At 62.6% G+C, this 23,535-nt stretch carries 21 protein-coding genes; 13 read left to right on the top strand and 8 right to left on the bottom strand.

The genetic code is table 11. The features are described 5' to 3' along the window. The first annotated feature begins 81 nt into the window (after window positions 1-81). Window positions 82-1,245 (top strand): M20 aminoacylase family protein, encoded by a 1,164-nt coding sequence (locus VWZ85_RS17770; protein WP_416589312.1) that lies wholly within the window; start codon window positions 82-84, stop codon window positions 1,243-1,245. Window positions 1,246-1,329: 84 nt separating this feature from the next. On the opposite strand, the gene VWZ85_RS17775 is transcribed toward VWZ85_RS17770, so the two are convergent. From VWZ85_RS17775 to moaA, 3 genes are read right to left on the bottom strand one after another with little or no spacing between them, the layout of a single operon-like run. Continuing rightward, a complete protein-coding gene (locus VWZ85_RS17775; protein WP_416589313.1) occupies window positions 1,330-2,373 on the bottom strand; it encodes a glycosyltransferase family 4 protein in 1,044 nt (347 codons plus the stop codon). Window positions 2,374-2,386: 13 nt separating this feature from the next. Beyond that, a complete protein-coding gene (locus VWZ85_RS17780) occupies window positions 2,387-3,730 on the bottom strand; it encodes a 3-deoxy-D-manno-octulosonic acid transferase (RefSeq protein WP_416589314.1) in 1,344 nt (447 codons plus the stop codon). A gap of 1 nt (window position 3,731) precedes the next feature. Beyond that, window positions 3,732-4,739 (bottom strand): GTP 3',8-cyclase MoaA, encoded by a 1,008-nt coding sequence (moaA, locus tag VWZ85_RS17785; RefSeq protein ID WP_416589315.1) that lies wholly within the window; start codon window positions 4,737-4,739, stop codon window positions 3,732-3,734. Between the two features lie 102 nt (window positions 4,740-4,841). Between moaA and VWZ85_RS17790 the strand changes: the two genes are divergently transcribed. Then, a complete protein-coding gene (locus VWZ85_RS17790; RefSeq protein ID WP_340545100.1) occupies window positions 4,842-5,312 on the top strand; it encodes a hypothetical protein in 471 nt (156 codons plus the stop codon). A gap of 116 nt (window positions 5,313-5,428) precedes the next feature. Here VWZ85_RS17790 and VWZ85_RS17795 read toward each other — a convergent pair whose 3' ends face one another. The 3 genes from VWZ85_RS17795 to glmU are packed head-to-tail and all read right to left on the bottom strand — an operon-like array spanning window position 5,429 to window position 9,308. Continuing rightward, window positions 5,429-6,148, bottom strand: coding sequence for a DNA alkylation repair protein (locus VWZ85_RS17795; protein WP_416589316.1), 720 nt, complete (start codon window positions 6,146-6,148; stop codon window positions 5,429-5,431). Further along, on the bottom strand, window positions 6,145-7,953 hold the full coding sequence (glmS, locus tag VWZ85_RS17800) for a glutamine--fructose-6-phosphate transaminase (isomerizing) (protein WP_340545102.1): 1,809 nt from the start codon (window positions 7,951-7,953) through the stop codon (window positions 6,145-6,147). Before glmS ends, VWZ85_RS17795 begins: the two co-directional genes overlap by 4 nt. Beyond that, entirely contained in the window at window positions 7,953-9,308 is a 1,356-nt protein-coding gene (gene glmU, locus VWZ85_RS17805) for a bifunctional UDP-N-acetylglucosamine diphosphorylase/glucosamine-1-phosphate N-acetyltransferase GlmU (protein WP_416589317.1), read from the bottom strand. The genes glmS and glmU overlap by 1 nt, the downstream gene beginning before the upstream one ends. A 132-nt stretch (window positions 9,309-9,440) precedes the next feature. Here glmU and VWZ85_RS17810 point away from each other — a divergent pair, with 132 nt between their 5' ends. Further along, the gene (locus tag VWZ85_RS17810; protein WP_416589318.1) at window positions 9,441-10,106 is read left to right on the top strand and encodes an HAD-IA family hydrolase; all 666 of its coding nucleotides are present in this window, start codon (window positions 9,441-9,443) and stop codon (window positions 10,104-10,106) included. 110 nt (window positions 10,107-10,216) lie between these two features. Then, window positions 10,217-11,425: a DegT/DnrJ/EryC1/StrS family aminotransferase gene (locus VWZ85_RS17815; protein ID WP_340545105.1), complete on the top strand. Its 1,209-nt coding sequence runs from the start codon at window positions 10,217-10,219 to the stop codon at window positions 11,423-11,425. Between the two features lie 21 nt (window positions 11,426-11,446). On the opposite strand, the gene VWZ85_RS17820 is transcribed toward VWZ85_RS17815, so the two are convergent. After that, entirely contained in the window at window positions 11,447-12,511 is a 1,065-nt protein-coding gene (locus VWZ85_RS17820; RefSeq protein WP_416543641.1) for a Hint domain-containing protein, read from the bottom strand. A 198-nt stretch (window positions 12,512-12,709) separates the two neighbouring features. Between VWZ85_RS17820 and VWZ85_RS17825 the strand changes: the two genes are divergently transcribed. Further along, on the top strand, window positions 12,710-13,870 hold the full coding sequence (locus VWZ85_RS17825) for an isovaleryl-CoA dehydrogenase (RefSeq protein WP_416540400.1): 1,161 nt from the start codon (window positions 12,710-12,712) through the stop codon (window positions 13,868-13,870). A gap of 152 nt (window positions 13,871-14,022) precedes the next feature. Here VWZ85_RS17825 and VWZ85_RS17830 read toward each other — a convergent pair whose 3' ends face one another. Continuing rightward, complete coding sequence (locus tag VWZ85_RS17830; protein WP_416543642.1) at window positions 14,023-14,625, bottom strand: OmpW/AlkL family protein; 603 nt, start codon at window positions 14,623-14,625, stop codon at window positions 14,023-14,025. 149 nt (window positions 14,626-14,774) lie between these two features. Between VWZ85_RS17830 and VWZ85_RS17835 the strand changes: the two genes are divergently transcribed. From VWZ85_RS17835 to VWZ85_RS17870, 8 genes are all read left to right on the top strand, one after another. Continuing rightward, complete coding sequence (locus VWZ85_RS17835) at window positions 14,775-16,316, top strand: AMP-binding protein (protein WP_416589319.1); 1,542 nt, start codon at window positions 14,775-14,777, stop codon at window positions 16,314-16,316. Continuing rightward, a complete protein-coding gene (locus VWZ85_RS17840) occupies window positions 16,316-16,813 on the top strand; it encodes a hypothetical protein (RefSeq protein ID WP_416589320.1) in 498 nt (165 codons plus the stop codon). Before VWZ85_RS17835 ends, VWZ85_RS17840 begins: the two co-directional genes overlap by 1 nt. Before the next feature lie 100 nt (window positions 16,814-16,913). Beyond that, the gene (locus VWZ85_RS17845) at window positions 16,914-18,518 is read left to right on the top strand and encodes a carboxyl transferase domain-containing protein (protein WP_416589321.1); all 1,605 of its coding nucleotides are present in this window, start codon (window positions 16,914-16,916) and stop codon (window positions 18,516-18,518) included. A gap of 90 nt (window positions 18,519-18,608) precedes the next feature. Continuing rightward, a complete protein-coding gene (locus VWZ85_RS17850; RefSeq protein WP_416589322.1) occupies window positions 18,609-20,558 on the top strand; it encodes an acetyl/propionyl/methylcrotonyl-CoA carboxylase subunit alpha in 1,950 nt (649 codons plus the stop codon). A 91-nt stretch (window positions 20,559-20,649) separates the two neighbouring features. Continuing rightward, a complete protein-coding gene (locus VWZ85_RS17855; RefSeq protein ID WP_416535938.1) occupies window positions 20,650-21,510 on the top strand; it encodes a hydroxymethylglutaryl-CoA lyase in 861 nt (286 codons plus the stop codon). Between the two features lie 90 nt (window positions 21,511-21,600). Beyond that, complete coding sequence (locus VWZ85_RS17860) at window positions 21,601-22,383, top strand: crotonase/enoyl-CoA hydratase family protein (protein WP_416589323.1); 783 nt, start codon at window positions 21,601-21,603, stop codon at window positions 22,381-22,383. 238 nt (window positions 22,384-22,621) lie between these two features. Beyond that, the gene (locus tag VWZ85_RS17865; RefSeq protein ID WP_014874151.1) at window positions 22,622-22,987 is read left to right on the top strand and encodes an NADH-quinone oxidoreductase subunit A; all 366 of its coding nucleotides are present in this window, start codon (window positions 22,622-22,624) and stop codon (window positions 22,985-22,987) included. After that, window positions 22,978-23,511, top strand: coding sequence for a NuoB/complex I 20 kDa subunit family protein (locus VWZ85_RS17870; protein ID WP_416589324.1), 534 nt, complete (start codon window positions 22,978-22,980; stop codon window positions 23,509-23,511). Before VWZ85_RS17865 ends, VWZ85_RS17870 begins: the two co-directional genes overlap by 10 nt. The last annotated feature ends 24 nt before the right edge of the window (window positions 23,512-23,535 follow it).

The following is a 23,535-nucleotide window of genomic DNA, read 5'->3' on the forward strand; positions in this document are numbered from 1 at the left end:
CGCGCTGCGCCCTGATCCAATTACCCGAATACGGCGCAGACCATGACGGTCGGCGCATTGAGCAAAAAAGAGGATATTATCATGCCTGTGAAGAACCGCTTTGCCGAACTGCAAGAGGAAGTCACCGCCTGGCGCCGTGACATTCATGAAAACCCCGAAATCCTGTTCGAGACCCATCGCACCAGCGCTCTGGTCGCTGAGAAGCTGAAAGAATTCGGCTGCGACGAGATTGTCACCGGCATTGGCCGGACCGGTGTTGTGGGCGTGATCAAGGGCAAGTCTGACAGCTCCGGCAAGGTCATCGGTCTGCGCGCCGATATGGACGCGCTGCCGATCCATGAGCAGACCGGTCTGGATTATGCCTCCAAAACCGATGGCGCGATGCATGCCTGTGGCCATGACGGCCATACTGCGATGCTGCTGGGGGCGGCCAAATACCTGTCTGAGACCCGCAATTTCGACGGTACTGTCGTGGTGATCTTCCAGCCTGCCGAAGAAGGCGGCGGCGGCGGCAAGGAAATGTGCGACGACGGCATGATGGATCGCTGGAATATCCAGGAGGTCTATGGGATGCATAACTGGCCGGGTCGGCCGGTTGGATCCTTTGCGATCCGCCCGGGTGCTTTCTTTGCAGCGACGGACCAGTTCGACATCACCTTTGAAGGGCGCGGTGGCCATGCCGCAAAGCCGCAGGAAACCATCGATACCACCGTGATGACGGCGCAGGCGGTACTGGCGCTGCAAACCATCGCCTCGCGCAATGCGGACCCGGTGCATCAGATCGTTGTGTCCGTAACCTCCTTTGAAACCTCCTCCAAGGCGTTCAATGTGATCCCGCAGAGTGTCCAGATCAAAGGCACCGTGCGTACGATGTCGGGCGATATGCGGGATCTTGCGGAGAAGCGCATCAAAGAGATCTGTGCCGGTGTGGCAACGACCTATGGCGGCACGGCTGAGGTGACCTATCACCGCGGCTACCCGGTGATGGTCAATCATGAAGAACAGACCGAATTTGCAGCCAAAGTGGCCCGCGACATCTCTGGCAGCTGCGATGACGCGCCGCTGGTGATGGGGGGCGAAGACTTTGCCTTCATGCTGGAAGAGCGCCCCGGTGCCTATATTCTGGTCGGCAACGGCGATACCGCCGCCGTGCACCACCCGGAGTACAACTTCAACGATGAGGCGATCCCGGCGGGCTGTAGCTGGTGGGCCGAAATCGTCGAGCAGCGCATGCCTGCTGCCTGATCAGCCCGTCATCCAGTCGGTGACCTGCTTGCCTGTCCCATCGGGGCAGGCAATTTGCGTTCTGGCCGGGGAAGGGGAGCTGGATCAGCCTGCGGACCAGAGGTCCTGATAGACCGCGTCAATCCCATCGGCCTCGGCGCTTGCGCTGAAGGTCGTTACCGCGAGGTCACGCCCGGCGCGCCCGAAATCCAGCAGCTGATCGGGTGTCGACAGCAGGCGATCTGCCGCTGCCGCCGCGGCCTCGGTAGCTTCCAGCGGCACCACCGTCCCAACCGTTCCCTGTGCGGAGAACGCGCGGTAGTAGCCTGTGTCTGACCCGACAAAGGGGACGCCGCTTGCCAGCCCCTCCAGCGGAGCCATGCCATAGCCCTCATAGCGCGGCAGCTGCATCACCAAGGACAGCGCCCGTATCACACGCGGCAGATCGCCAGCCGGAATTTCGCCGGGAAAGAGGATGCGATCGCCAAGGCCAGCCGCCGCAATCCGGGCCTGCAGCCCCTTCAGAAAGCTCTGATGCTCCCGCGCGGCGCGGCCGACCACCAGAGCCACCAGGCCGGGGTGATCCGGCAGCAGGCGCAGCATGGCGTCCACGAATAGATCGGTGCCCTTCTCGGGGCGAATGCGCCCGATGGTGGCAATCCCCTGCTGGCCTCCATACCCCAGCGCGGCCCAGGCGGAACTGCGGTTTTCCGCCGGTGTGAACAGATCTGTATCGACGCCATGTGGCACCACCGCGCGGACATGCGGGACATAGGCCGCTGCGGCCTCGGTGGTGGCGATTACAGCGTCCATGTGCGAGATCAGCCAGCGGGGAAAGGCCGAGTGGCGCCGCTGCGCCGCCGAGGTGAAGACAATGCGGATGGGCAGGCGCAGGACGTCGCGTGCCCAGATCGCCGCACGCATTTCGGTGTTGCGCCTCACATGCCAGATGGCAAAGGGTTTGGCGGGATCATGCCTGCGTGAGGCCGCGCGGGCAGCGGCGATGCTGATGGGGTCCGGGCAGCCGGGCAGGGGGCGTCCGACGAGCGCCATATCATAGCGGCCCGCCTGCTGACGGATCACATTGGCGGCGGTTGCCGAAACGCCGGTGAAGTTGCGATTGAAATTGGTGACAAGAAGGTCGGCCATCTGCGGGTCCCGTTCAATGGGGCTGGCGGGCGGGCGACAGCGCCAGATTGTCGATCAGCAGATCAACCACGCCATCAAGCGCTGCCGCCTGTGCCGCGACCACGCCCCGGGCCGCGTCGCGCGCTGCGCTGAGGGCGGCATCATCATCCATCCAGTGGCTTACGGCACCTGCTAGCCCCTTGGCATCATTGACCTCGACCGCGCCGCCCGCGCTGATCAACGGCGGATAGGTCTCGGCGAAGTTGGAGTATCCCGGACCCGTGATCACGGCAGCGCCTGCCTGTGCAACCTCAAAGGGGTTATGGCCGCCGATGGGCGCAAGGGAGCCACCAAGAAACACGATGGGCGACAGCGCATACCAGGTGCCGACTTCGCCCAATGTGTCGGCAAGATAGACTTGGGTATCCGCTGTCAGCGGCTGACCGGCGCTACGGCGCGCAACGCTGAGGCCTGCCTGCTCGATCAGCGCGATGATGTCCTCGGCTCGTTCCGGGTGGCGGGGGGCCAGCAGCAGGCAGATGTCCGGGTCCTCGGCCAGCAGCGCCTTATGCGCGGCGATCACGGTCTCTTCCTCGCCCCGGTGCGTGGAGCTGGCCACCCAGAGCGGGCGCTCGCCAAGCTCTGCGCGGACCGCATCAAGGGCCGCCTGATCGACGGGCAGCGGAGCGGAACCGGCCTTGAGGTTGCCGCTGGGATGGACTTTGTCCGGTGCGGCGCCCAGCTCGATCAGGCTTTCCCCCATCGGCGGGTTCTGGCTGAGCAGCAGATCAAACTTCTGCATCACAAACGCCGCGGTGGCCGGTTTCGATTTCCACCGCGCCACAGACCGGGCCGAGAGGCGGGCATTGACCAGCGCGAGCCGCACAGCAGCCTGTTCAGCGGCATGGAGCGTTACCGGCCAAAGCTCGCTTTCGACAAAAAGCGCTGCATCGGGCTGCCAATGGCGCAGGAACCGATCGACCGGGGCGGTGGCATCCAGCGGGGCGAACTGGTGGCGACAGTTGGCGGGCATACGCTTGGCCATCATCTCAGCCGAGCTGGCGGTGCCGGAGGTCAGCAGAAACTCCGCGCCGGGCAGCCGTGGGGCCAGTTTGTCAATCAGGCTGAGCGCTGCGAGGCTTTCACCGACCGAGGCCCCGTGCAACCAAAGCAGAGGCGCAGGCCTGCCGTCCGGTCCGCGCGGGGTCGGGCGCGGCTGGCTGGCATAGCCCAGACGCTCGCGCTGCCGTGTGGGAGAAACGCCATGGTCGGCGAGCTTGCCCGCCACCTTGCGAAACGCGAATGGTGCCAGCAGCGCAGTGACGCCACGGTAGAGGTGAAACAGCAGCGTCGGCGCGCTGGTCCTGCGGCTGGCCATGTCAGCCGCCGGTATGGCTCATGTGGCGCGGCATCTGCCCGTCCAGTTTTTGCCGGGAATAATCGAAATCATGGCCCTTGGGCTTGAGCGTGATCGCAGCCCGAATGGCCGCTTCCAGCGCCTGATCATCCTCGGGGTGATCCCGTAGCGGCGCGCGCAGGTCCGCCATGTCTTCCTGCCCCAGGCACATGTATAGCTCACCGGTGCAGGTCAGGCGTACCCGGTTGCAGCTTTCGCAGAAGTTATGCGACAGCGGCGTGATAAATCCGATCTTCTGGCCGGTCTCCTCCAGGCGGACATAGCGCGCCGGTCCGCCGGTCCGTTCGGTCAGATCAGTGACGCTGTAGTGATCCTCATAGGCGCGGCGCACGTCTTTCAGCGACCAATATTGACCCAGTCGGTTTTCATTGCCGATATCGCCCATCGGCATGACCTCGATCCAGGTCAGATCCATATCGCGCTCGGCGCACCAGCGGGTGATGGCGGGCAGCTCGTCCTCGTTGAAGCCTTTCAGGGCAACAGCGTTGATCTTGATCCGCAGCCCGGCCTTCTGGGCCGCATCAATCCCGCGCAGCACCTGGGGCAGGCGGCCCCAGCGGGTGATCTCGGCAAATTTGGCCTCGTCGATGGTATCGAGCGAGACATTCACCCGCCGCACACCGGCTTCATAAAGATCCTGCGCGTATTTTTCCAGCTGCGAGCCATTGGTGGTCAGCGTCAGCTCCTTCAACGCCCCGCTTTCCAGATGCCGGGTCATGGCGCGGAAGAAAGTCATGATGCCCCGGCGCACTAGTGGCTCACCACCGGTGATCCGCAGTTTCTCAACACCAAGATTGACGAAGGTCGAACACATGCGATCCAACTCTTCCAGTGTCAAAAGATCCTTCTTCGGCAGGAAGGTCATGTTTTCGGACATGCAGTAGACGCAGCGAAAATCGCAGCGGTCGGTGACCGAAACGCGCAGATACGTAATGGCGCGGGCGAAGGGATCGATGAGTGGCGCTGTCATTCTTCTTAGGTAAAGCGGGGCGGCGCTTGCGGCAAGGGCTGAGTTTGGCCGAACCCGGGATTGCCGCTGGCAAAGCCGTGAGCGCGGAGCTAGTGTCGCGATATGCGTTATTCTGTTTTGATCCTGTCGTCTGTCGTGCTGCTTGGAGCCTGTGGCCAATTGCAGTGGAATTCCTCGGTTCTGGGTGGGGGTAGACCCTCTGGCCCGGTTGGTGATCCGGTCAGTGATACGGCCGCTACGGTCCCGCTGGCGCCGGGTGTCGAACAGACACCGCTGGACGCTGCGAACGGTTCGGTTGCCTCGGTCGGCGCGGCTGCGGGCTATACCGGGCGCGCCTCAACCGTGGCCAGCCTCGGGGATCCCTCGCAGCCCGGCCTGTGGATGGACACGCCTTTGGTCGATAGTGCGCAGGTGGCGCGCGTGCGCTCGCCTCGGGGCACCGAGGTCACGCTGACTCTGCGTCCAATCGGTGGAGACACCGGCGCCGGAAGTCGGCTTTCGATTGATGCGATGCGCGCACTTGGGCTGCCGCTGACGGAGCTGGTCGAAGTTGAGGTCCTGCCTGCCGCCTGATCGGCCCTGAGGTCGTCACCTCCGGCGAGCCCCCCAAAAAAGAAATGGCGCGAAGGATAGCTCCTGCGCGCCTATTTTTTTGGTAACAGCTGTTGCGAGTTTCCTGCCTGCGCGGTTCAGTCGGCGTGACTGGCAGCAGCCAGATGTTTGGCCGCTTCCTTGCGGGCAAAGGGCTTCATCGCTGCGCCATGTTCGGCAAGGAATGCGCGGGTGCGCTCAGCGTCATGTTTGCTCAGATCGCGCAGCCACCAGGCGATGGATTTCTGAATGAACCAGTTGCGATCCGGCACGTAGCCAGCGGCCCAGCCGAGGATCCGCTCGCGTGCGGCCAGTTCTTCAGCTTTGGGGTTGGGCAGCTTGGCCCAGGGCAGCGTGGCAACCAGGGCTGCCCGGCGGGTCCACATGTGATCAGAGCCGGTCCAGCCCTCGACGATATCCAGACGTGCGGGCTCAGCCTGAAGGCGTTTCTGGATGGCCGAGGCTGCGTGGTCTGCAATAGCCCAGCTGTCAAAATCCGGCAGCCAGCTTTGCAGCAGGTCCCAGACCGGTGCGTCGTCCCTGATCCGCGCCTGTGTCAGCAGCTTTGCCGCCGCGATGCGCGCCTCGAACATATCGCTGGCCCAGAGCTCCTGCGCCAGCGCGCAGCGCGCGGCAACCCCATCGTCGCCCGAACTCAGCTGCTTGCGCCACTCCTGGCTCAGGCTGTTGATGGTGGGATTCGGAACCCCCAGCACAACGCGCTTCTGCTTGTGATAGCTGGCCATCTGAGCCGCGCGCGCAGGCTCGGCGGCGCTCTCCAGCGCGGCGAGTGCCACCTCCAGTGTCAGATCGCTCATTCCACTGTCACCGATTTTGCGAGATTGCGGGGCTGGTCCACATCGGTGCCCTTGGCGATTGCGGTGTAATAGGCGATCTGCTGCGCCGGCACCGCATATAGGATCGGGGCCAGCGCATCGGGTACCTGCGGCATCACGATCACCTCATGGGTGCCATCACCGGCGATCTTGGCACCTTCGGTGTCGGTCACCAGGATCACCTTGCCCCCGCGTGCCATGACCTCCTGCATGTTTGACACTGTCTTGTCGAACAGTGCATCACGCGGCGCCAGAACCACCACCGGCACCTTCTCGTCAATGAGCGCGATGGGGCCGTGTTTCAGCTCGCCGCTGGCGTAGCCTTCGGCATGGATATAGCTCAGCTCCTTGAGCTTCAACGCGCCTTCCAGCGCCAGCGGATAGAGCTGCCCCCGCCCGAGGAAGATGATATCCCGTGCCTTCGCCAGCCCGCGTGCCGTAGCGGTGATCTGCTTGGCGCCCGTCAGTGACTGGTTGATCAGACCGGGCAGCGCGCGCAGATCGTCGGGCATTCCGGCAGGCAGGGCGATGCCGCGCTGTTGGGCCGCCCGCAGGGCGAGCAGCAGCAGGATGGTCAGCTGGCAGGTAAATGCCTTGGTCGAGGCAACAGAGATTTCCGGGCCGGCGTGCAGCGGCAGAAGCACATCGCTTTCCCGCGCGATGGAGCTTTCGGGGACATTGACCAGCCCCACGATCTGCTGCGCCTTGCCGTCCATGTAGCGCAGGGCGGCCAGGGTGTCGGCGGTCTCTCCCGATTGTGACACAAACAGCGCCATCGTCTTCTCCGACACCGGCGGCTCGCGGTAGCGGAACTCAGAGGCGACATCGACTTCGACCGGCATCCGGGCGATCTGTTCGAACCAGTATTTCGCAACCATACAGGCATAATAGGCGGTGCCACAGGCCACCATGGTCAGCCGCTCGATCCTGGTGAAGTCCAGCTCGGACGGCAGCGCCAGCTGGCCATCCTCGCTCAGATAGGCTTTCAGCGCGCGGTCAATGGCAACCGGCTGTTCGGCGATTTCCTTGGCCATGAAATGCTTGTGGCCGTCCTTGTCGACGCGCGCATTTGCCAGCTGGATCTGGCGTTTTTCGCGGTTGGCGATGGCGCCGCGCTGGTCCCAGATATCGAGGCTGGTCCGCGTCAGTACCGCAAAATCGCCTTCTTCCAGATAGGTGATCTGGTCGGTGAACGGAGCCAGCGCTATCGCGTCCGACCCGACGAACATTTCGCCCTCGCCATGGCCGATGGCAAGCGGCGAACCCTTGCGGGTGGCGATCATCAGATCCTCTTCGCCCTCAAACAGGAAGGCCAGGGCAAACGCTCCGTCCAGACGCGACACGGTTTCGCGCGCCGCTTCGACCGGGGACTTGCCGTCGCTGATCAGCGCCTCGCAGAGCAGGGCGACGGTTTCGGTATCTGTCTCGGTCTCAAAGGTGATGCCTTTCTGACCCAGCTCCACACGCAGCTCTTTGAAGTTCTCGATGATGCCATTGTGGACAACGGCAACCCTGCCGGCCCGATGCGGGTGGGCGTTGCTGACCGTCGGCGCCCCATGGGTGGCCCAGCGGGTATGGCCGATACCGGATTTGCCGCGCAGCGGTTCATGAACAAGAAGATCGGAAAGGTTCACCAGCTTTCCCACCGCACGGCGGCGGTCCAGCGCGCCGTCACTGACGGTGGCGATCCCGGCGCTGTCATAGCCGCGGTACTCCAGCCGCTCGAGAGCCTTGACCAGGATTGGGGCCGCTTCATGATTGCCAAGAACGCCGACGATGCCACACATTATTCGGCTCCTTTGCCAAGACGGGCCTTCTTGGCGCGCAGCATGTCCATCAGCTTGCGCGCCCGCCCGGGTTTGTTCTGTTGCTCGGCGCGCGCAATGGCCAATGCGCCGTCCTCGACGGATTTCGTGATCACGGCTCCGGTCGCGGTCATGGCCTGATTGCCGACGCGCACCGGGGCCACCAGCATGGTGTTGGACCCGATAAAGGCACCGGCTCCGATTTCGGTCCGGTGTTTCATCACGCCGTCGTAGTTGCAGGTGATCGTTCCCGCGCCGATATTGGTACCGGCACCAACGCTGGCATCGCCGATGTAGCTGAGGTGGTTGACCTTGGCGCCCTCGGCAATTTCAGCATTCTTGATCTCAACGAAATTGCCGATGTGGGTGTTCTCTGCCAGCTCTGCACCGGGGCGCAGGCGGGCATAGGGGCCGACCTTGGAGCCGCGCGAGATATGGCAGCCCTCAAAATGTGAGAATGACCGGATGAAGACACCGCTTTCGACCGTGACATCGGGGCCGAAGACCACATTGGGCTCGATGATCGAGTCGCGGCCGATGACGGTGTCAAAGGCCAGATAGACCGTCTCCGGATCCATCAGCGTGACGCCATCCTCCATCAGCGCGGCACGTGCGCGGCGCTGGAAGATGCGGTCGGCTTCGGCCAGATCCGCGCGGGAATTGATGCCAAGGGTCTCGGCCTCATCGCAGGAGACAGCAGTGACCCGAAGCCCATCGGCGCGGGCCAGCTCCACAAGATCAGTGAGATAATATTCGCCGGAGGCATTGGCGCTGTCGACACGGTCAATCAACGCAAACATCTGCGCCGCATTGCCGGCCATCAGCCCGGAATTGCAGAAATCAATCGCGCGCTCGGCTTCGGTTGCGTCCTTGTATTCGACAATACGTTCCAGGCTGTCGCCATTCATGACCAGGCGGCCATAGCGTGCCGGATCAGCTGCGGTGAAGCCCAGAACCACCAGATCGGCGTTCTGCCGTGCGGCGATCATATGTTCCAGCGTTTCGGCGCTGACAAAGGGCGTGTCGCCATAAAGCACGACGATATCGCCCTCGAAACCGGTCAGTGCCTCACGCGCCTGCGCGACGGCATGAGCTGTGCCAAGCTGTTCTTCCTGAACGACAATTTCGACATCTTCGTCGATATCGGCCAGGGCTGCCCGTACATAATCCGCGCCGTGGCCGGCCACCACGATGGTGCGCTCGGGGGCCAGCGCGCGACCGGCGGACAGCGTATGTTCCAGCATCGGGGCGTGGGCAATGGGATGCAAAACCTTGGGCAGGTCGGAGTTCATCCGGGTGCCTTTGCCTGCGGCCAGAATGACGAGGGCGGTGCTCATGTGATGTTTTCTCTTTGTCTTTTCAGCGCCCCCGTTTTATCCGCTAACAGCAGGCGCGCAAGGCAAAGCGCCATCAAACAAGGTTGCGGCTTGCAACAAGCGGTGGCGGAAACGCGCCGAGAGAGGGCAGATATGCGAACGGTTATCTTCGATCTCGATGGTACTTTGGCGGATACATCCGGTGATCTTCTGGCTGCGGCGAATGCCTGTTTCCGTCAGATGGGACTGGGGGACCTGCTGACCTTGCCACGGGATGCTGCGGTTGCCCTGCGCGGTGGCAAGAGCATGTTGACCGCCGGGCTGAAACGCGCCGGGGAGTATCGTGAAGAAACCGTCGAGGAATACTATCCGCGGCTTCTGGAGTATTACCGCGATGCGATTGACCATCACACGGTGTTGTATCCGGGCGCCATGGCGGCGGTGGAGCAGTTGAAAACCGACGGATTCCGGGTGGGGATCTGCACCAACAAGCCGGAGGCGCTGGCGGAGAAGCTGATGCAGAGTCTGGGCGTACGTGATGCGTTCCACTCTCTGGTCGGGGCGGATACGCTGCCGGTGCGCAAGCCTGACCCGGAGCCGCTGCGGGAGGCTGCCCGGCGGGCCGGGGGTGATCCTGAGCGTACAATTCTGATCGGTGATACGGACACCGACCGCAAGACCTCGGCAGCGGCCGGGGTGGCCTCGGTGCTGGTGACCTTTGGTCCGTCCGGCGACGACCTTGAGGCGCTGCGCCCCGAGGCGCTGTTACAGCGTTTTGAGGATCTTCCGGCACTGGCGGCCCGCTTGCTGCCTCTTTGATGTCAGGCGATGTCGTCCGGGCGATGTCGTCATGACATCGTTGCCGTCTTCTCCGGGGGGGGGGCATGGCAGGGCTTGACCTCGTGTGATCAGGGGCAGACAAAAACACCATGACAGAGATATTCAGCGGTAGCTTTACCCAGCAGGAACCCATCCCCGAAGATGCCATCGAAGCCGCCGTCGCGGTGATGCGCCACGGACGCCTGCATCGCTACAATGTGGTGGCGGATGAGGCGGGCGAGGTAACCCTGCTGGAAGAGGAATTTGCGGCACAGATGGGCGCGCCCTATGCCCTGGCCGTGGCGTCGGGGGGCTATGCGCTGGCAACCGCCCTGCGCGCGGTCGGGGTGCGGCCCGGCGACAGGGTGCTGACCAATGCCTTCACCCTCGCGCCGGTACCGGGGTCGATTGCCGCTGTTGGCGCACAGCCGGTCTATGTCGGGGTAACCGAAGCGCTGACCCTTGATCTTGAGGATCTTGAGCGTCAGCTGGCGGCGGATGGTCACCCGAAGGTTCTGATGCTGTCACATATGCGGGGGCATCTTTGCGATATGGATCGGTTGATGGCCATCTGCGATGCTGCGGGCGTCACCGTGATCGAGGACTGCGCCCACACCATGGGCGCGCGGTGGAACGGGGTTCTGTCCGGCCGTCATGGCGCTGTCGGCTGCTATTCCTGCCAGACCTATAAGCACGTCAACTCGGGAGAGGGTGGTCTGATGATCACCTCGGACCCCGAAATCGCGGCCCGCGCCATCATGCTGTCGGGGTCTTATATGCTCTACTCACGGCATCGGGCTGCGCCCGGACCTGAGGTGTTCGAGCGGATCAAATATGAAACCCCCAATATTTCGGGCCGTATGGACAACCTGCGCGCTGCGATCCTGCGGCCGCAGCTGCGGCAACTGGACCAGCAGGTGCAGCGCTGGAACGAACGCTATCAGCAGATCGAGACAGGGCTGCGAGACACGCCCGGCCTGCAGGTCGTCGAACGCCCGCAAGCGGAGTTATATGTCGGCTCCTCCATCCAGTTCCTGCTGCTGGACTGGTCGGCTGACAAGATCCGTGAGGTGCTGCGCCGGTGCAGCGCTCGCGGAGTGGAACTCAAATGGTTTGGTGCGGCTGAGCCGGTCGCATTCACCTCCCGCTATGACAGCTGGCGCTATGCGGCGGCACCGGCAATGCCCGCAAGTGATCGGGTGCTGCACGGGATCATCGACATGCGGGTGCCATTGACCTTCTCGCTTTCCGACTGTGCGCAGATCGCGCGCATCATCCGGGCTGAGGTGGCGGCGGTGTTCCAGGCCGGAGAGCGCTGACGGGTCGGCTGGCTGCTCGGCTCAGATAGGATCCACGACAGCGCGATTGTTTTTGCCGATCCGTTCCAGAAGCCGCTTTTGTCTGGGCTGTGGCGGGATGGGTCTGGCGCTGGCAGGGCCGTGCTGGGCTGCGCCAACCAGATCCGGAAACAGCTGTTTCAACTCCTGCCGCGCGGCGGGGGAGAGGGCGGCCAGCGACGGTTCGGTGACCAGCAGGCTTTCGCTGGGGGCACCATTGGCGAGAACGATCTCGTGGTTGTCGAACAGCATGTGGAAATAGGCGATGCCCTCCTGCGGTGCCGATACATAGATCCCCGGCAGGGCCGTAAGGCGAATGGCCGGGATCAGCACCTCGAATAGGCCAAACATGCGCTGCGCCACGCGTGATCGGATCAGCATCCGATGCTGCCGCGAGACCAGCAGCGGTTTCTTGGGCAGTCCCGGCCCGAGGGCGCCGGCCTCGATCCGCACCGGGCGGAGCCTGGGGTCGTCCCTCATCTCGTTCGCCGAGACACGCCGCCTGCCAATCCAGCGCAGCGGCTTCAGCCCGTCCTCAGTCATGACCATGTCGCCCGGCGTGAGGGTTTCGATGGCGCGGGGACCGTCGGACGTTTCGATCAGGGTGCCATTGCAGAAGCATACCAAGAGCGAGATATTGTCGACGATCGCGCCGAGACTATCGTCGCTGCCAAGTTCGGTCAGGCGCAGCGTGTAGTCTCCGGGGCTGGTGAAGTTCACATTCAGGCTGGCCTGGGTAAAGCTGCTGGTGGTCGGCAGCACCGACATGGAGGCGATAACGGCTCCGCTCGCATCCAGAATTTCGACGGTAAATCCCTCGGTGCCCGCCTGACTCAGCGAGGCAGTGCGCAGGGCGGCGTCCAGCGTCAGCGTGGTCTGGATCGGAGCAGTGACGGTAAAACTCTGCTCCATCACGGTGGTCTGGCCGGATTGACCGTCCATTTCGGCCACGCGATTGGATGAGCCATTCCCGAGATAGGCGCTCTCGGTATTGCTGGCCTCCAGGTCGGTGCCGCTCCAATTGGCGGAGCCGCTGTCAAATGTTCCGTTGATGATCAGATTTTGCATCGCGCCGGGCCTCTGCCTGCTTTTGGTAAACAATGCGTTAATCGCAAAGTAAGGCGCCAGTGTGGCAATCGCACCGCCGTGGCGGCGGGTATGTGCAGATTATTTCTGCACCCTGAGGTGTCATCTTATTGACTGAAGGCCAGGGATGTGGCTATTAATGAACAACTGTTCAATAACCGGCGACTTCGGGAGAAAACGATGTTTAACGCAAGCATGACCTTTGATCTGGGCGAAGATGTGAATGCCCTGCGCGACATGGTGCACCGCTGGGCGCAGGAGCGCGTCAAGCCAATGGCGCAGGAGATTGATCAGAAAAACGAATTCCCCGCCGAGCTATGGCAGGAGATGGGTGAGCTGGGATTGCTGGGTATCACCGTGCCTGAGGAATTCGGCGGTGCCGGCATGTCCTATCTGGCCCATACCGTCGCGGTTGAGGAGATCGCCCGGGCCAGCGCCTCGGTGTCGCTGTCTTATGGCGCGCATTCGAATCTCTGCGTCAATCAGATCAAGCTCAACGGCAATGCCGAACAAAAGGCAAAATACCTGCCGCGGCTGATTTCCGGCGAACACGTCGGCGCGTTGGCCATGTCCGAGGCAGGCGCCGGTTCCGATGTCGTCTCGATGAGCCTGCGCGCGGAGAAGCGCAATGATCACTACCGCCTGAACGGCAATAAATACTGGATCACGAACGGTCCCGATGCCGACACGCTGGTGGTCTATGCCAAGACCGACCCCGAAGCGGGATCCAAGGGGATCACAGCCTTCCTGATCGAAAAGGAATTCAAGGGCTTCTCGACCTCGCCGCATTTTGACAAGCTGGGGATGCGCGGCTCCAACACCGCCGAACTGGTATTCGAAGACGTCGAGGTCCCATTTGAGAATGTGCTGGGTGAAGAAGGCAAGGGCGTGCGCGTCCTGATGTCTGGTCTCGACTATGAGCGCGTCGTTTTGGCGGGCATCGGCACTGGCATCATGGCCGCCTGCATGGATGAGATGATGCCCTACATGAAAGAACGCAAACAATTCGGCCAGCCGATTGGAAACTTCCAGCTGATGCAGGGCAAGATCGCCGACATGTATACCGCGATGAACACCGCGCGGGCTTATGTCTACGAAGTGGCAAAAGCCTGCGACAAGGGGACCGTGACCCGCCAGGATGCCGCCGCCTGCTGTCTTTACGCCTCTGAGGTGGCCATGACGCAGGCGCATCAGGCGGTGCAGGCCTTTGGTGGGGCGGGCTATCTCTCCGACAACCCGGTGGGCCGTATCTTCCGGGATGCCAAGCTGATGGAGATTGGCGCGGGCACCTCGGAGATCCGCCGGATGCTGATCGGCCGCGAGCTGATGGGCCAGATGTAAGCCCGCACCGGGGCAGATGCCCCGGGTGACTGCTGTCTTGCGGCTTGGTGATGCAACACGCCTGCAAGGCGCAAGACAGAGAAAGCGGCGCCCCATAAGGTGCGCCGCCTCTCCCTGAACCACTCGTTCTAATCAGTTACTCGTCAAAGGGATCAGAAACGGTGAACGTAGCCAAACCCAACAGTGATCGGATCAATCTCGGCGGTGCCGATCTTGGTGCCGTTCAGGGTCACATCGGTTTCGATATCCATGTAGCGGACGTTCACCCGCAATGCGCCACGATCCGAGATCTGCCAGTCGGCGCCAAGGTTCAGTGCCAGCCCGACGCTGTCATCAAGCGAAATAACCCCCGCGGGCGAGCTTTCCTCAAAGAAGGTCGTGTAGTTGATACCAACGCCGACAAAGGGTTTGAACTTAGTCTGCGTCGGGAAGTGATAGTTGACCGACAGGGTCGGCGGCAGATGCTTCGTAGTCGCGGTATAGGCGCCGTTCAAAGAAATATCATGTTCGAACGGGCTGGCGGCCAGAAGTTCAATCCCGATGTTGTCGCGGATGAAGTACTCCGCGGTGAAGGTCAGAGCAGTATCGTCGTCAATCGTGGCAGCAGCACCGGCGAGCGTGCCATTGTCGGATTTCGGATTGACGTTGGCGATGCCGATGCCAAGGGTCCAATCCCCCTGGGACTGGGCAAGGGCGGGGCCGGCCAGGGCTGCCAGTGCAGCGCTAAGAGCCAGGGCGGAAACCATACGGGTCATTGGGACTATCCCTCTTCTTTCGTGTACGGGGGATCTATGCGCTCATCCGCCGGGTGTTACACTGATCTGGATCAAACCCGCGCGGGCTTTCCCCTTGGGAATGCAGTGAAAAAACGCATGGCGGCCATGCAACCTGCGAGGGGCTGTTAATGATCAAGCAGACGACATATCCCGGGTTGACGGCCGCAGGCGGCTGGGCGTTTCCTGCGCGCCTCAACATGGCTGAACAAGCTCTGGACCACCCGGACGATGCGCTTGCGCTGATTGATCTCACAACCGCAGACCGCCGGGATGTGACCTACGGGATGCTGCGTGGACAGGTGGACCTGCTGGCCCGCCACCTGTCGGCGCAGGTCGCCCCCGGAGATCGTGTCGGTGTACTGCTGAGCCAGTCTGTCGGCTGCGCCGTTGCGCATCTGGCGATCTGGAAGATTGGTGCCATCTCGGTGCCGTTGTTCAAGCTGTTCCAGCAGGATGCGCTGGCCTCACGCATCGGCGATGCCGGATTGGACCTTGTGCTGACCGATACGGCTGGGGCCGCCCAGCTGGGTGAGCTGGCACAGCCGCTTCTGGTGGAGGAGGTCCTGACCGAAACCCCGGCGCACAATGGCGATCTGCTGCCCTATGCCGAAACCACCCCGGAGACGCCAGCGGTGTTGATCTACACCTCCGGCACCACAGGCAGCGCCAAGGGGGCATTGCACGGGCACCGGGTTTTGTCGGGCCATCTTCCTGGTGTTGCGATCAGCCATGATCATCTCGGCCAACCTGGCGATTGCCTCTGGACCCCTGCGGACTGGGCCTGGATCGGCGGTCTGTTCGATGTGCTGATGCCGGGTCTGGCGCTGGGCGTCCCTGTTGTCGCCGCACGGTTGGACAAATTTACGCCGGAGGCTTGCGCCGACATCATCCGCCGGGGGGACGTGCGCAACGTCTTCTTCCCGCCGACCGCATTGCGCCTGCTGAAGGCGGCGGGGCAGGGGCTCGACGGTCTGCGCTCGGTCGCGTCTGGTGGAGAGCCCCTGGGCGCAGAGATGCTCGCCTGGGGCCAGCGGAGCCTGGGCGTGACCATCAACGAATTCTACGGTCAGACCGAATGCAATATGACGGTTTCCTCCTGCGCCGCTGATTTCCCGGTCCGTCCGGGCTGTATTGGCAGGCCGGTTCCGGGGTGCGTGGTCGAGGTGATCGACGCCGACGGCACCCCCACGCTTGCTGAGGGCGATGTCGCCGTGCGCCGGGGTGCTGCGTCGATGATGCTTGAATACTGGAATCGCCCCGACGCGACGGCTGAAAAATTTCATGGCGACTGGCTGGTCACCGGGGATCGCGGCATCTGGGAGGGTGACTATCTGCGCTTTGTCGGGCGTGAGGATGATGTCATTACCTCCGCTGGCTATCGCATCGGCCCAGCGGAGATTGAGGATTGTCTGATGACCCATCCGGCGGTGGCAACCGTGGGTGTGGTGGGTAAGCCGGACGAGCTGCGCACCGAAATCGTGAAGGCCTATGTGGTGCTGAAACCCGGCCATTCGCCATCCGAGAAAGATCTGCAGGACTACGTCAAATCCCGTCTGGCAAAGTACTCTTACCCACGCGAAGTGGAGTTCTTGGACGCCCTCCCGATGACGGTGACCGGTAAGGTGATCCGCAAGGAACTGAAGGCGCGGGCAGCGGGGGAGATGAACTGATGAAACAGCCGCTCCTTTCCTTTCTTGCAACCTGTGCTTGCGCTTTAGGCGCGCCCTTTCCTCTTACTGCGGCAAGTGAGGAAACCCCCGTTTTTGATACAGCCGGTTTTCTGAGCGCTTGCTCTGGATTTGTCCCCGATGTTGGCTTTGCGGTGCCCATGGACACCCAATGCGTCTCGCAGGCCGTCCGCATGTGCAACATGAGCCAAGAAAACAAGGCTTTACAGTACTGTGTTGAAAGCGCTTCGGCGTGGGTGGAGGCGGATGGAGCGCGCATCGTTAGCCTGATGCCCGGCTTCGACAAGAGTGTTCTTGATGGCAGCGGGCCTGCAGGTCTGCGTATGCCTGCCTTGGGTGAGGTTCCCGATTGCACCAAGGTTTCGGACCCCAATCTGCCGTCGGACGTAGCGTGCCGCTATTCGGAGGCGCTTTTGGAATGGCTCAAACTAAGAATTCTGATGCGCGGTGAGAAAATGACCGGTGAGGCAAGCCAATGACTATAGGTATTGCTTACCCGGCGTACGCTGCCCCAACCAGAACCAATAAGTCTTCCTGTATGACGGGACACAGCCTAACCCCAACAATGGGAGAGTGGACATGAAACTCACATCCAAGGCGATGCCTTCCTCGGAAGGCTTCAAACAGAACCGTGCGGCGCATCTGGACGCGCTCGCGCAGATCAGCGAGGCAGCCGAGGCCGCGCGCATGGGGGGTGGCGAGAAATCCCGCGTCCGGCACGAAGGCCGCGGCAAGATGCTGCCGCGCCGCCGGGTGGCGAACCTCTTGGACCCCGGCTCCCCGTTTTTGGAGATCGGCGCCACTGCGGCGCATGCCATGTATGACGGTGCTGCTCCTGCGGCGGGCGTGATCGCGGGCATCGGTCGGGTTCACGGCCAGGAGGTCATGGTGGTCTGCAACGACGCCACCGTGAAGGGCGGCACCTATTACCCGATGACGGTGAAGAAGCACCTTCGCGCGCAGGAGATTGCCGAGGAAAACCGTTTGCCCTGCATCTACCTGGTCGACTCGGGTGGTGCCAACCTGCCCAACCAGGACGAGGTATTCCCCGACCGTGACCACTTCGGGCGCATCTTCTACAATCAGGCGCGGATGTCGGCCAAGGGCATCCCGCAGATTGCCGTCGTCATGGGCTCCTGCACGGCGGGCGGTGCCTATGTGCCGGCGATGTCGGATGTCACCATCATCGTGAAGGAGCAGGGCACCATCTTCCTCGCGGGCCCGCCGCTGGTGAAGGCCGCCACGGGCGAGGTGGTCAGCGCCGAGGATCTGGGTGGCGGCGATGTGCACACGCGCCTCTCCGGTGTGGCGGATTACCTCGCCGAGGACGATGCCCATGCGCTGGCACTGGCGCGGCGCGCGGTGCAATCGCTGAATATCACCAAGCCGTTGACAGTGAACTGGGCCAGCCCAGAGGACCCCGCCTACGACCCCGAGGAAATCCTCGGCGTGGTGCCGGGCGATCTGCGCACGCCTTATGACATCCGCGAGGTGATTGCGCGGCTGGTCGATGGCTCGCGCTTTGATGAGTTCAAGCCGCGCTTTGGCGAGACCCTTGTGACCGGCTTTGCCCATGTGAAGGGCTGCCCGGTCGGCATCATCGCCAACAACGGCGTCCTGTTCTCCGAAGCCGCCCAGAAAGGCGCGCATTTCGTGGAGCTGTGCTCCCAGCGCAAGATCCCGCTGGTGTTCCTGCAAAACATCACCGGCTTCATGGTCGGCCGCAAATATGAAAACGAAGGCATTGCCCGCCACGGCGCCAAGATGGTGACAGCGGTTGCCACCACCAATGTGCCGAAGGTTACGATGCTGGTTGGCGGCTCCTTCGGTGCGGGCAATTACGGCATGTCGGGCCGCGCCTATTCCCCGCGTTTTCTGTGGACCTGGCCGAATTCCCGTATCTCGGTGATGGGTGGCGAGCAGGCGGCGGGCGTGCTGGCGACAGTGAAACGCGACGCGATCGAACGTATGGGCGGCAGCTGGAGCACTGAGGACGAGGCCGAGTTCAAACGCCCCACCATCGAGATGTTCGAGGAGCAGAGCCACCCGCTTTACGCCTCGGCGCGGCTTTGGGACGACGGCATCATCGACCCGCGCAAGAGCCGTGACGTGCTGGCCCTGTCGCTGAGTGCCGCCCTGAACGCCCCGATCGAAGAGACCAAATTCGGCGTCTTCCGGATGTAAGCGCCCCGCGTTTCTTCTGGCCCAAAATATCCCCGGGGGTCCGGGGGCAGGCAGCCCCCGGTCCAGAGCTCCAGACAAAGGACCAACCCCATGTTTGACAAAATCCTGATTGCCAATCGCGGCGAGATCGCCTGCCGTGTGATGGAAACCGCCCACGCCATGGGCGTGAAAACCGTGGCGGTCTATTCCGACGCCGATCGTGGCGCAAAGCATGTCGCCATGGCGGATGAGGCCTGCCACATCGGGCATGGCCCGGCGCCGGCCGACAGCTATCTCCTCGGCGATGAGATCATCGCAATCGCCAGGGCGACCGGTGCGCAGGCCATCCATCCCGGTTATGGGTTTCTTTCGGAGAACCCGGGTTTTGTGGATGCGGTAGAGGCTGCGGGCCTTACCTTCATCGGCCCTTCTGCGGAGGCGATCCGCAAGATGGGTCTGAAAGACGCCGCCAAAGTGCTGATGGAGGCGGCTGGCGTGCCGGTGGTGCCGGGCTATCACGGCGCCAATCAGGATGCCGATTTCCTCAGGGATCAGGCGGATCAAATTGGCTATCCGGTGCTGATCAAGGCAGTTGCCGGTGGCGGCGGCAAGGGGATGCGGCTGGTTGAGAAACCTGCCGATTTCGCCGACGCGCTCAAAAGCGCGCAGGGGGAGGCCACCACCGCCTTTGGCAACCCCGATGTGCTGATCGAGAAATACATCCAGCAGCCGCGCCATATCGAGGTGCAGGTTTTTGGCGACGGCAAAAGTGCCGTGCATCTGTTCGAGCGCGACTGCTCCCTGCAACGCCGCCATCAGAAGGTGATCGAGGAAGCCCCCGCGCCGGGCATGACCGCAGAAATGCGCGCCGCGATGGGCGAGGCGGGCGTGCGCGCGGCCGAAGCCATCGGCTACAAGGGCGCGGGCACGGTTGAGTTCATCGTTGACGGCTCTGACGGGCTGCGCCCTGACGGGTTCTGGTTCATGGAAATGAACACCCGCCTGCAGGTGGAGCATCCAGTGACCGAGCTGATCACCGGCGTTGATCTGGTGGAATGGCAGCTGCGGGTTGCATCGGGCGAGAGCCTGCCTGCCAAGCAGGAAGACCTCACCATCACGGGCCATGCGTTTGAGGCACGGCTTTACGCCGAAGACGTGCCCAAGGGCTTCCTGCCCGCAACCGGCACGCTGACGCATCTGTCCTTCCCGGCTGAGGCCCGCGCCGACAGCGGTGTCAGGGCAGGGGATACCATCAGCCCCTGGTATGATCCGATGATCTCGAAGGTGATCGTACATGGTCCCACCCGCGCAATCGCCCTGTCGCGCCTGTCGCAGGCGCTGGCGGCAACCGAGGTCGGCGGCACGGTTACCAACCTTGCCTTCCTTGGCGCGCTGGCGGCGCATGAGGGCTTTGCGGCGGGGAACGTCGACACGGGCCTTATCGCGCGCGATCTGGATCAGCTGGTGCAGGCGCCTGGGGTGACGCCCGAGCAGAAGGCCGCCGCCGGCATGCAGGCCCTCGGCCTCCTCGAGGGCGGCTGGGAGACCGGCTTTACCCTTTGGTCCGATATGCGCCGTTCCGTTCACCTCAGCCATCAGGGTGATGTGTTTGAAGCCACGGTTGAGGTGGATGGACCGGATCGCCAGATCTGGGAGTTCCCTCAGGACCCCGAATCCCAGGTCTGCGCCACCAGGATCGGTGGACATTGGGTGCTGGGCGGTAATCGTCTGCCCTCGATCGCCCAATCGGGCAATACGATCACCGTATTTGATAGCTATGGCCTCGAGTTCGAGGTGATTGACCCCCTGGACCGCGCATCGGCAGCGGGCGGGGATCAGAATGTGATCGAGGCCCCGATGCCCGGTCTGGTCAAGGCGGTTTTTGCCGAAGCAGGCCAGAGCGTCAAAGAAGGTGAACGACTCGCTATCCTTGAGGCGATGAAAATGGAACACTCGCTTCTGGCGGCCCGCGACGGCGTGGTGGCCGAGGTGCTGGCCTCGGCTGGTGATCAGGTCGAAGCGGGGGCCGCGTTGGTCCGCCTGGAGGAGGCGGACAGCTAAACGGCTGGCATGGGCGCGATCTCGGGTCGTGCCCGCGCCCTGCGGCCTGATGGGCCATTTGATTTGTGAATTGAGCTTGGGAGGATGTGCTGTGGGTGAAAGCGTCGAGATTTTCGAAGTCGGACCACGCGATGGTTTGCAGAATGAAAAGCGGGATATACCGGTATCGGAGAAGGTTGCGCTGATCGACCGCCTGACGCAGGCGGGCTTCCGGCGGATCGAAGTGGCGAGCTTTGTCTCGCCCAAATGGGTGCCGCAGATGGCCGGATCGGGCGAGGTGCTCGCCGGGATCAACCGTGGGGCGGATGTGCGCTATGCCGCGCTGACGCCGAATATGCGCGGTTACGAGGATGCCTTGGCCGCCAAAGCGGATGAGATCGCGGTCTTTGCCTCTGCGTCGGAGGGGTTCTCCAAGGCCAATATCAACGCCAGCGTGGCCGAATCCATCGAACGGTTCACGCCAATCATAGAGGCCGCGCGCCATATCGATCTGCCGGTGCGCGGATATATCTCCTGTGTGACCGAATGCCCGTTTGACGGGCCAACGGACCCCGACGCTGTTGCGGCGCTGGCGGATCGGCTGTTTTCCATGGGCTGCTATGAGATTTCGCTGGGCGACACCATTGGTCAGGCAACACCGGATTCGATTGCACGCATGTTGCTTGCAGTGCGCGAGCGGGTGCCGGTCAGCCGCTTGGCTGGGCACTATCATGACACGGCGGGGCGGGCGATTGACAACATTGATGCGTCGCTTTCGCTTGGTGTCCGGGTGTTTGACGCGGCCGTCGGCGGCCTGGGCGGTTGCCCCTATGCGCCGGGGGCGGCAGGCAATGTCGCAACCGAGGCGGTGCATGAGCATCTGACGCGGCTTGGCTACGAGACGGGTCTTGACGGTTCTGTGCTACAGGACGCGGCGAAGATGGCCCAGGCAATGCGCAGCGACGGCAGCTGATTCACACCGAAGCGTAAACAACAGCGGACCGAAACCAAAATCGCAGCCCGCCGGCAGTGGGCTGCGAGCAGGACAGGCAGGACGACCTCTATGTACACCACACTCACGCTGACCACCGACGATCGGGGTGTTGCGACCCTCATGCTCAACCGCCCCGAGAAGCACAACGCCATGTCAGGCGAAATGCTACAGGAGCTGAAGGCTGCCGCAGCTGCGCTGGCTGCGGACCGGTCGGTGCGCGTTGTCGTGCTCACCGGGGCGGGCAAGAGTTTCTGCGCGGGCGGCGATCTGGGCTGGATGCAGGCACAGATGACTGCGGATGCCGAAACCCGCGCGCGCGAAGCCAGGGTTCTTGCGGAGATGCTGATGGCCATCAATACCCTGCCGCAGCCGGTGATTGGGGCGGTTCAGGGCAATGCCTTTGGCGGCGGTGTCGGCATGGCTTGTGTCTGCGATGTCTCGATTGGGGCCGACCACATCAAGATGGGTCTTACGGAGACACGGCTGGGCCTGATCCCGGCCACGATTGGCCCCTATGTCGTCGCCCGCATGGGCGAGGCGCGGGCGCGGCGTGTCTTTATGTCGGCGCGTCTGTTCGGGGCTGATGAGGCGGTCGATCTCGGGATTCTTGCGCGGACCGTGCCCGCCAGCGAGATGGACGCCGCAATCGAGGCCGAGGTGACCCCCTATCTGAGCTGCGCGCCCGAGGCGGTCGGGGCCGCAAAGGCATTGGTACGTGATCTGGGGCCGAAAATCGACGATGCGGTGATTGATCATACGATTGCCGCATTGGTGGAGCGCTGGGAAGGCCGGGAGGCACCCGAAGGGATTGCCGCGTTTTTCGCCAAGGAAAAACCAAGCTGGCAGCGGTAGCCCCGTTAAAAATGCCTGATTTCTTCGCTTGGGGCGTGCCTTTTGCCGGGTACGCCTTATCCTATGAAAACAATAGGGTTTAAGGCCCATGATGTGGATCTGCCGCGCCCGTTACAGAAGGTTTATCCATTAACGATGCGTTGGTTGACGGTGAGGGGGGAGGGGAGTAGACACTGCCCCAAGTCAACACGCCAATTGACGGCGCGCAGAAATCCGCGCGCACGGAAAGGAGCCACTCGTGGAAGAGATGTTGCGGGAATACCTCCCGATTCTGGTGTTTCTGGCCGTAGCGGTCGGGCTTGGAATTGTTCTTATTTTGGCGGCAGTTGTGCTGGCCGTCCGCAATCCGGACCCTGAAAAGGTCAGCGCCTACGAATGCGGGTTCAACGCATTCGACGACGCACGGATGAAGTTTGATGTCCGGTTCTACCTGGTGTCGATTCTGTTCATCATTTTTGATCTGGAAATTGCGTTCCTGTTTCCCTGGGCCGTCGGCTTCAAGGATATGAGCGATGCGGGCTTCTGGTCGATGATGGTGTTTCTCGCTGTGCTGACCATCGGTTTTGCCTATGAGTGGAAGAAAGGGGCCCTGGAATGGGAGTGATGACCGGAGTCAATACGGCTGGCGTCGACAAGGAAGTTGTCACCCAGGCCCTGAATGCCGAACTGCAGGACAAGGGGTTTCTGCTGACCTCGGCAGAAGATATCATCAACTGGGCGCGCACCGGCTCGCTGCACTGGATGACCTTTGGTCTGGCCTGCTGCGCGGTTGAGATGATGCACACCTCGATGCCGCGCTACGATGCCGAGCGTTTCGGTATCGCGCCGCGTGCCTCTCCGCGCCAGTCGGATGTGATGATCGTCGCGGGGACGCTGACCAACAAGATGGCGCCCGCCCTGCGCAAGGTCTACGACCAGATGCCCGAGCCGCGTTATGTGATCTCGATGGGGTCCTGCGCCAATGGCGGCGGCTATTACCACTACAGCTATTCCGTGGTGCGCGGATGTGACCGGATCGTGCCTGTGGATGTCTATGTGCCCGGTTGCCCGCCGACGGCAGAGGCGCTGCTGTATGGTCTGATGCAATTGCAGCGCAAAATTCGCCGCACCGGCACGCTTGTGCGTTAAGTGGCTTTGGTTGGAGAGACAAAT

Origin of the sequence: Phaeobacter sp. JH20_29 (genome assembly GCF_048056175.1) — a bacterium.
Classification (GTDB): Bacteria; Pseudomonadota; Alphaproteobacteria; order Rhodobacterales; family Rhodobacteraceae; genus Phaeobacter; species Phaeobacter bryozoorum.

What these genes read in the sequence shown, in the direction of transcription:
- VWZ85_RS17860 (WP_416589323.1), top strand. Translation starts at nt 21,601, where the DNA reads ATGTACACCACACTCACGCTGACCACCGACGATCGGGGTGTTGCGACC.
- VWZ85_RS17770 (WP_416589312.1), top strand. Translation starts at nt 82, where the DNA reads ATGCCTGTGAAGAACCGCTTTGCCGAACTGCAAGAGGAAGTCACCGCC.
- moaA (WP_416589315.1), bottom strand. Translation starts at nt 4,739, where the DNA reads ATGACAGCGCCACTCATCGATCCCTTCGCCCGCGCCATTACGTATCTG.
- VWZ85_RS17835 (WP_416589319.1), top strand. Translation starts at nt 14,775, where the DNA reads ATGATCAAGCAGACGACATATCCCGGGTTGACGGCCGCAGGCGGCTGG.
- VWZ85_RS17840 (WP_416589320.1), top strand. Translation starts at nt 16,316, where the DNA reads ATGAAACAGCCGCTCCTTTCCTTTCTTGCAACCTGTGCTTGCGCTTTA.
- VWZ85_RS17830 (WP_416543642.1), bottom strand. Translation starts at nt 14,625, where the DNA reads ATGACCCGTATGGTTTCCGCCCTGGCTCTTAGCGCTGCACTGGCAGCC.
- VWZ85_RS17790 (WP_340545100.1), top strand. Translation starts at nt 4,842, where the DNA reads ATGCGTTATTCTGTTTTGATCCTGTCGTCTGTCGTGCTGCTTGGAGCC.
- glmU (WP_416589317.1), bottom strand. Translation starts at nt 9,308, where the DNA reads ATGAGCACCGCCCTCGTCATTCTGGCCGCAGGCAAAGGCACCCGGATG.
- VWZ85_RS17775 (WP_416589313.1), bottom strand. Translation starts at nt 2,373, where the DNA reads ATGGCCGACCTTCTTGTCACCAATTTCAATCGCAACTTCACCGGCGTT.
- VWZ85_RS17820 (WP_416543641.1), bottom strand. Translation starts at nt 12,511, where the DNA reads ATGCAAAATCTGATCATCAACGGAACATTTGACAGCGGCTCCGCCAAT.
- VWZ85_RS17870 (WP_416589324.1), top strand. Translation starts at nt 22,978, where the DNA reads ATGGGAGTGATGACCGGAGTCAATACGGCTGGCGTCGACAAGGAAGTT.
- VWZ85_RS17780 (WP_416589314.1), bottom strand. Translation starts at nt 3,730, where the DNA reads ATGGCCAGCCGCAGGACCAGCGCGCCGACGCTGCTGTTTCACCTCTAC.
- VWZ85_RS17795 (WP_416589316.1), bottom strand. Translation starts at nt 6,148, where the DNA reads ATGAGCGATCTGACACTGGAGGTGGCACTCGCCGCGCTGGAGAGCGCC.
- VWZ85_RS17850 (WP_416589322.1), top strand. Translation starts at nt 18,609, where the DNA reads ATGTTTGACAAAATCCTGATTGCCAATCGCGGCGAGATCGCCTGCCGT.
- VWZ85_RS17815 (WP_340545105.1), top strand. Translation starts at nt 10,217, where the DNA reads ATGACAGAGATATTCAGCGGTAGCTTTACCCAGCAGGAACCCATCCCC.
- VWZ85_RS17825 (WP_416540400.1), top strand. Translation starts at nt 12,710, where the DNA reads ATGTTTAACGCAAGCATGACCTTTGATCTGGGCGAAGATGTGAATGCC.
- glmS (WP_340545102.1), bottom strand. Translation starts at nt 7,953, where the DNA reads ATGTGTGGCATCGTCGGCGTTCTTGGCAATCATGAAGCGGCCCCAATC.
- VWZ85_RS17810 (WP_416589318.1), top strand. Translation starts at nt 9,441, where the DNA reads ATGCGAACGGTTATCTTCGATCTCGATGGTACTTTGGCGGATACATCC.
- VWZ85_RS17845 (WP_416589321.1), top strand. Translation starts at nt 16,914, where the DNA reads ATGAAACTCACATCCAAGGCGATGCCTTCCTCGGAAGGCTTCAAACAG.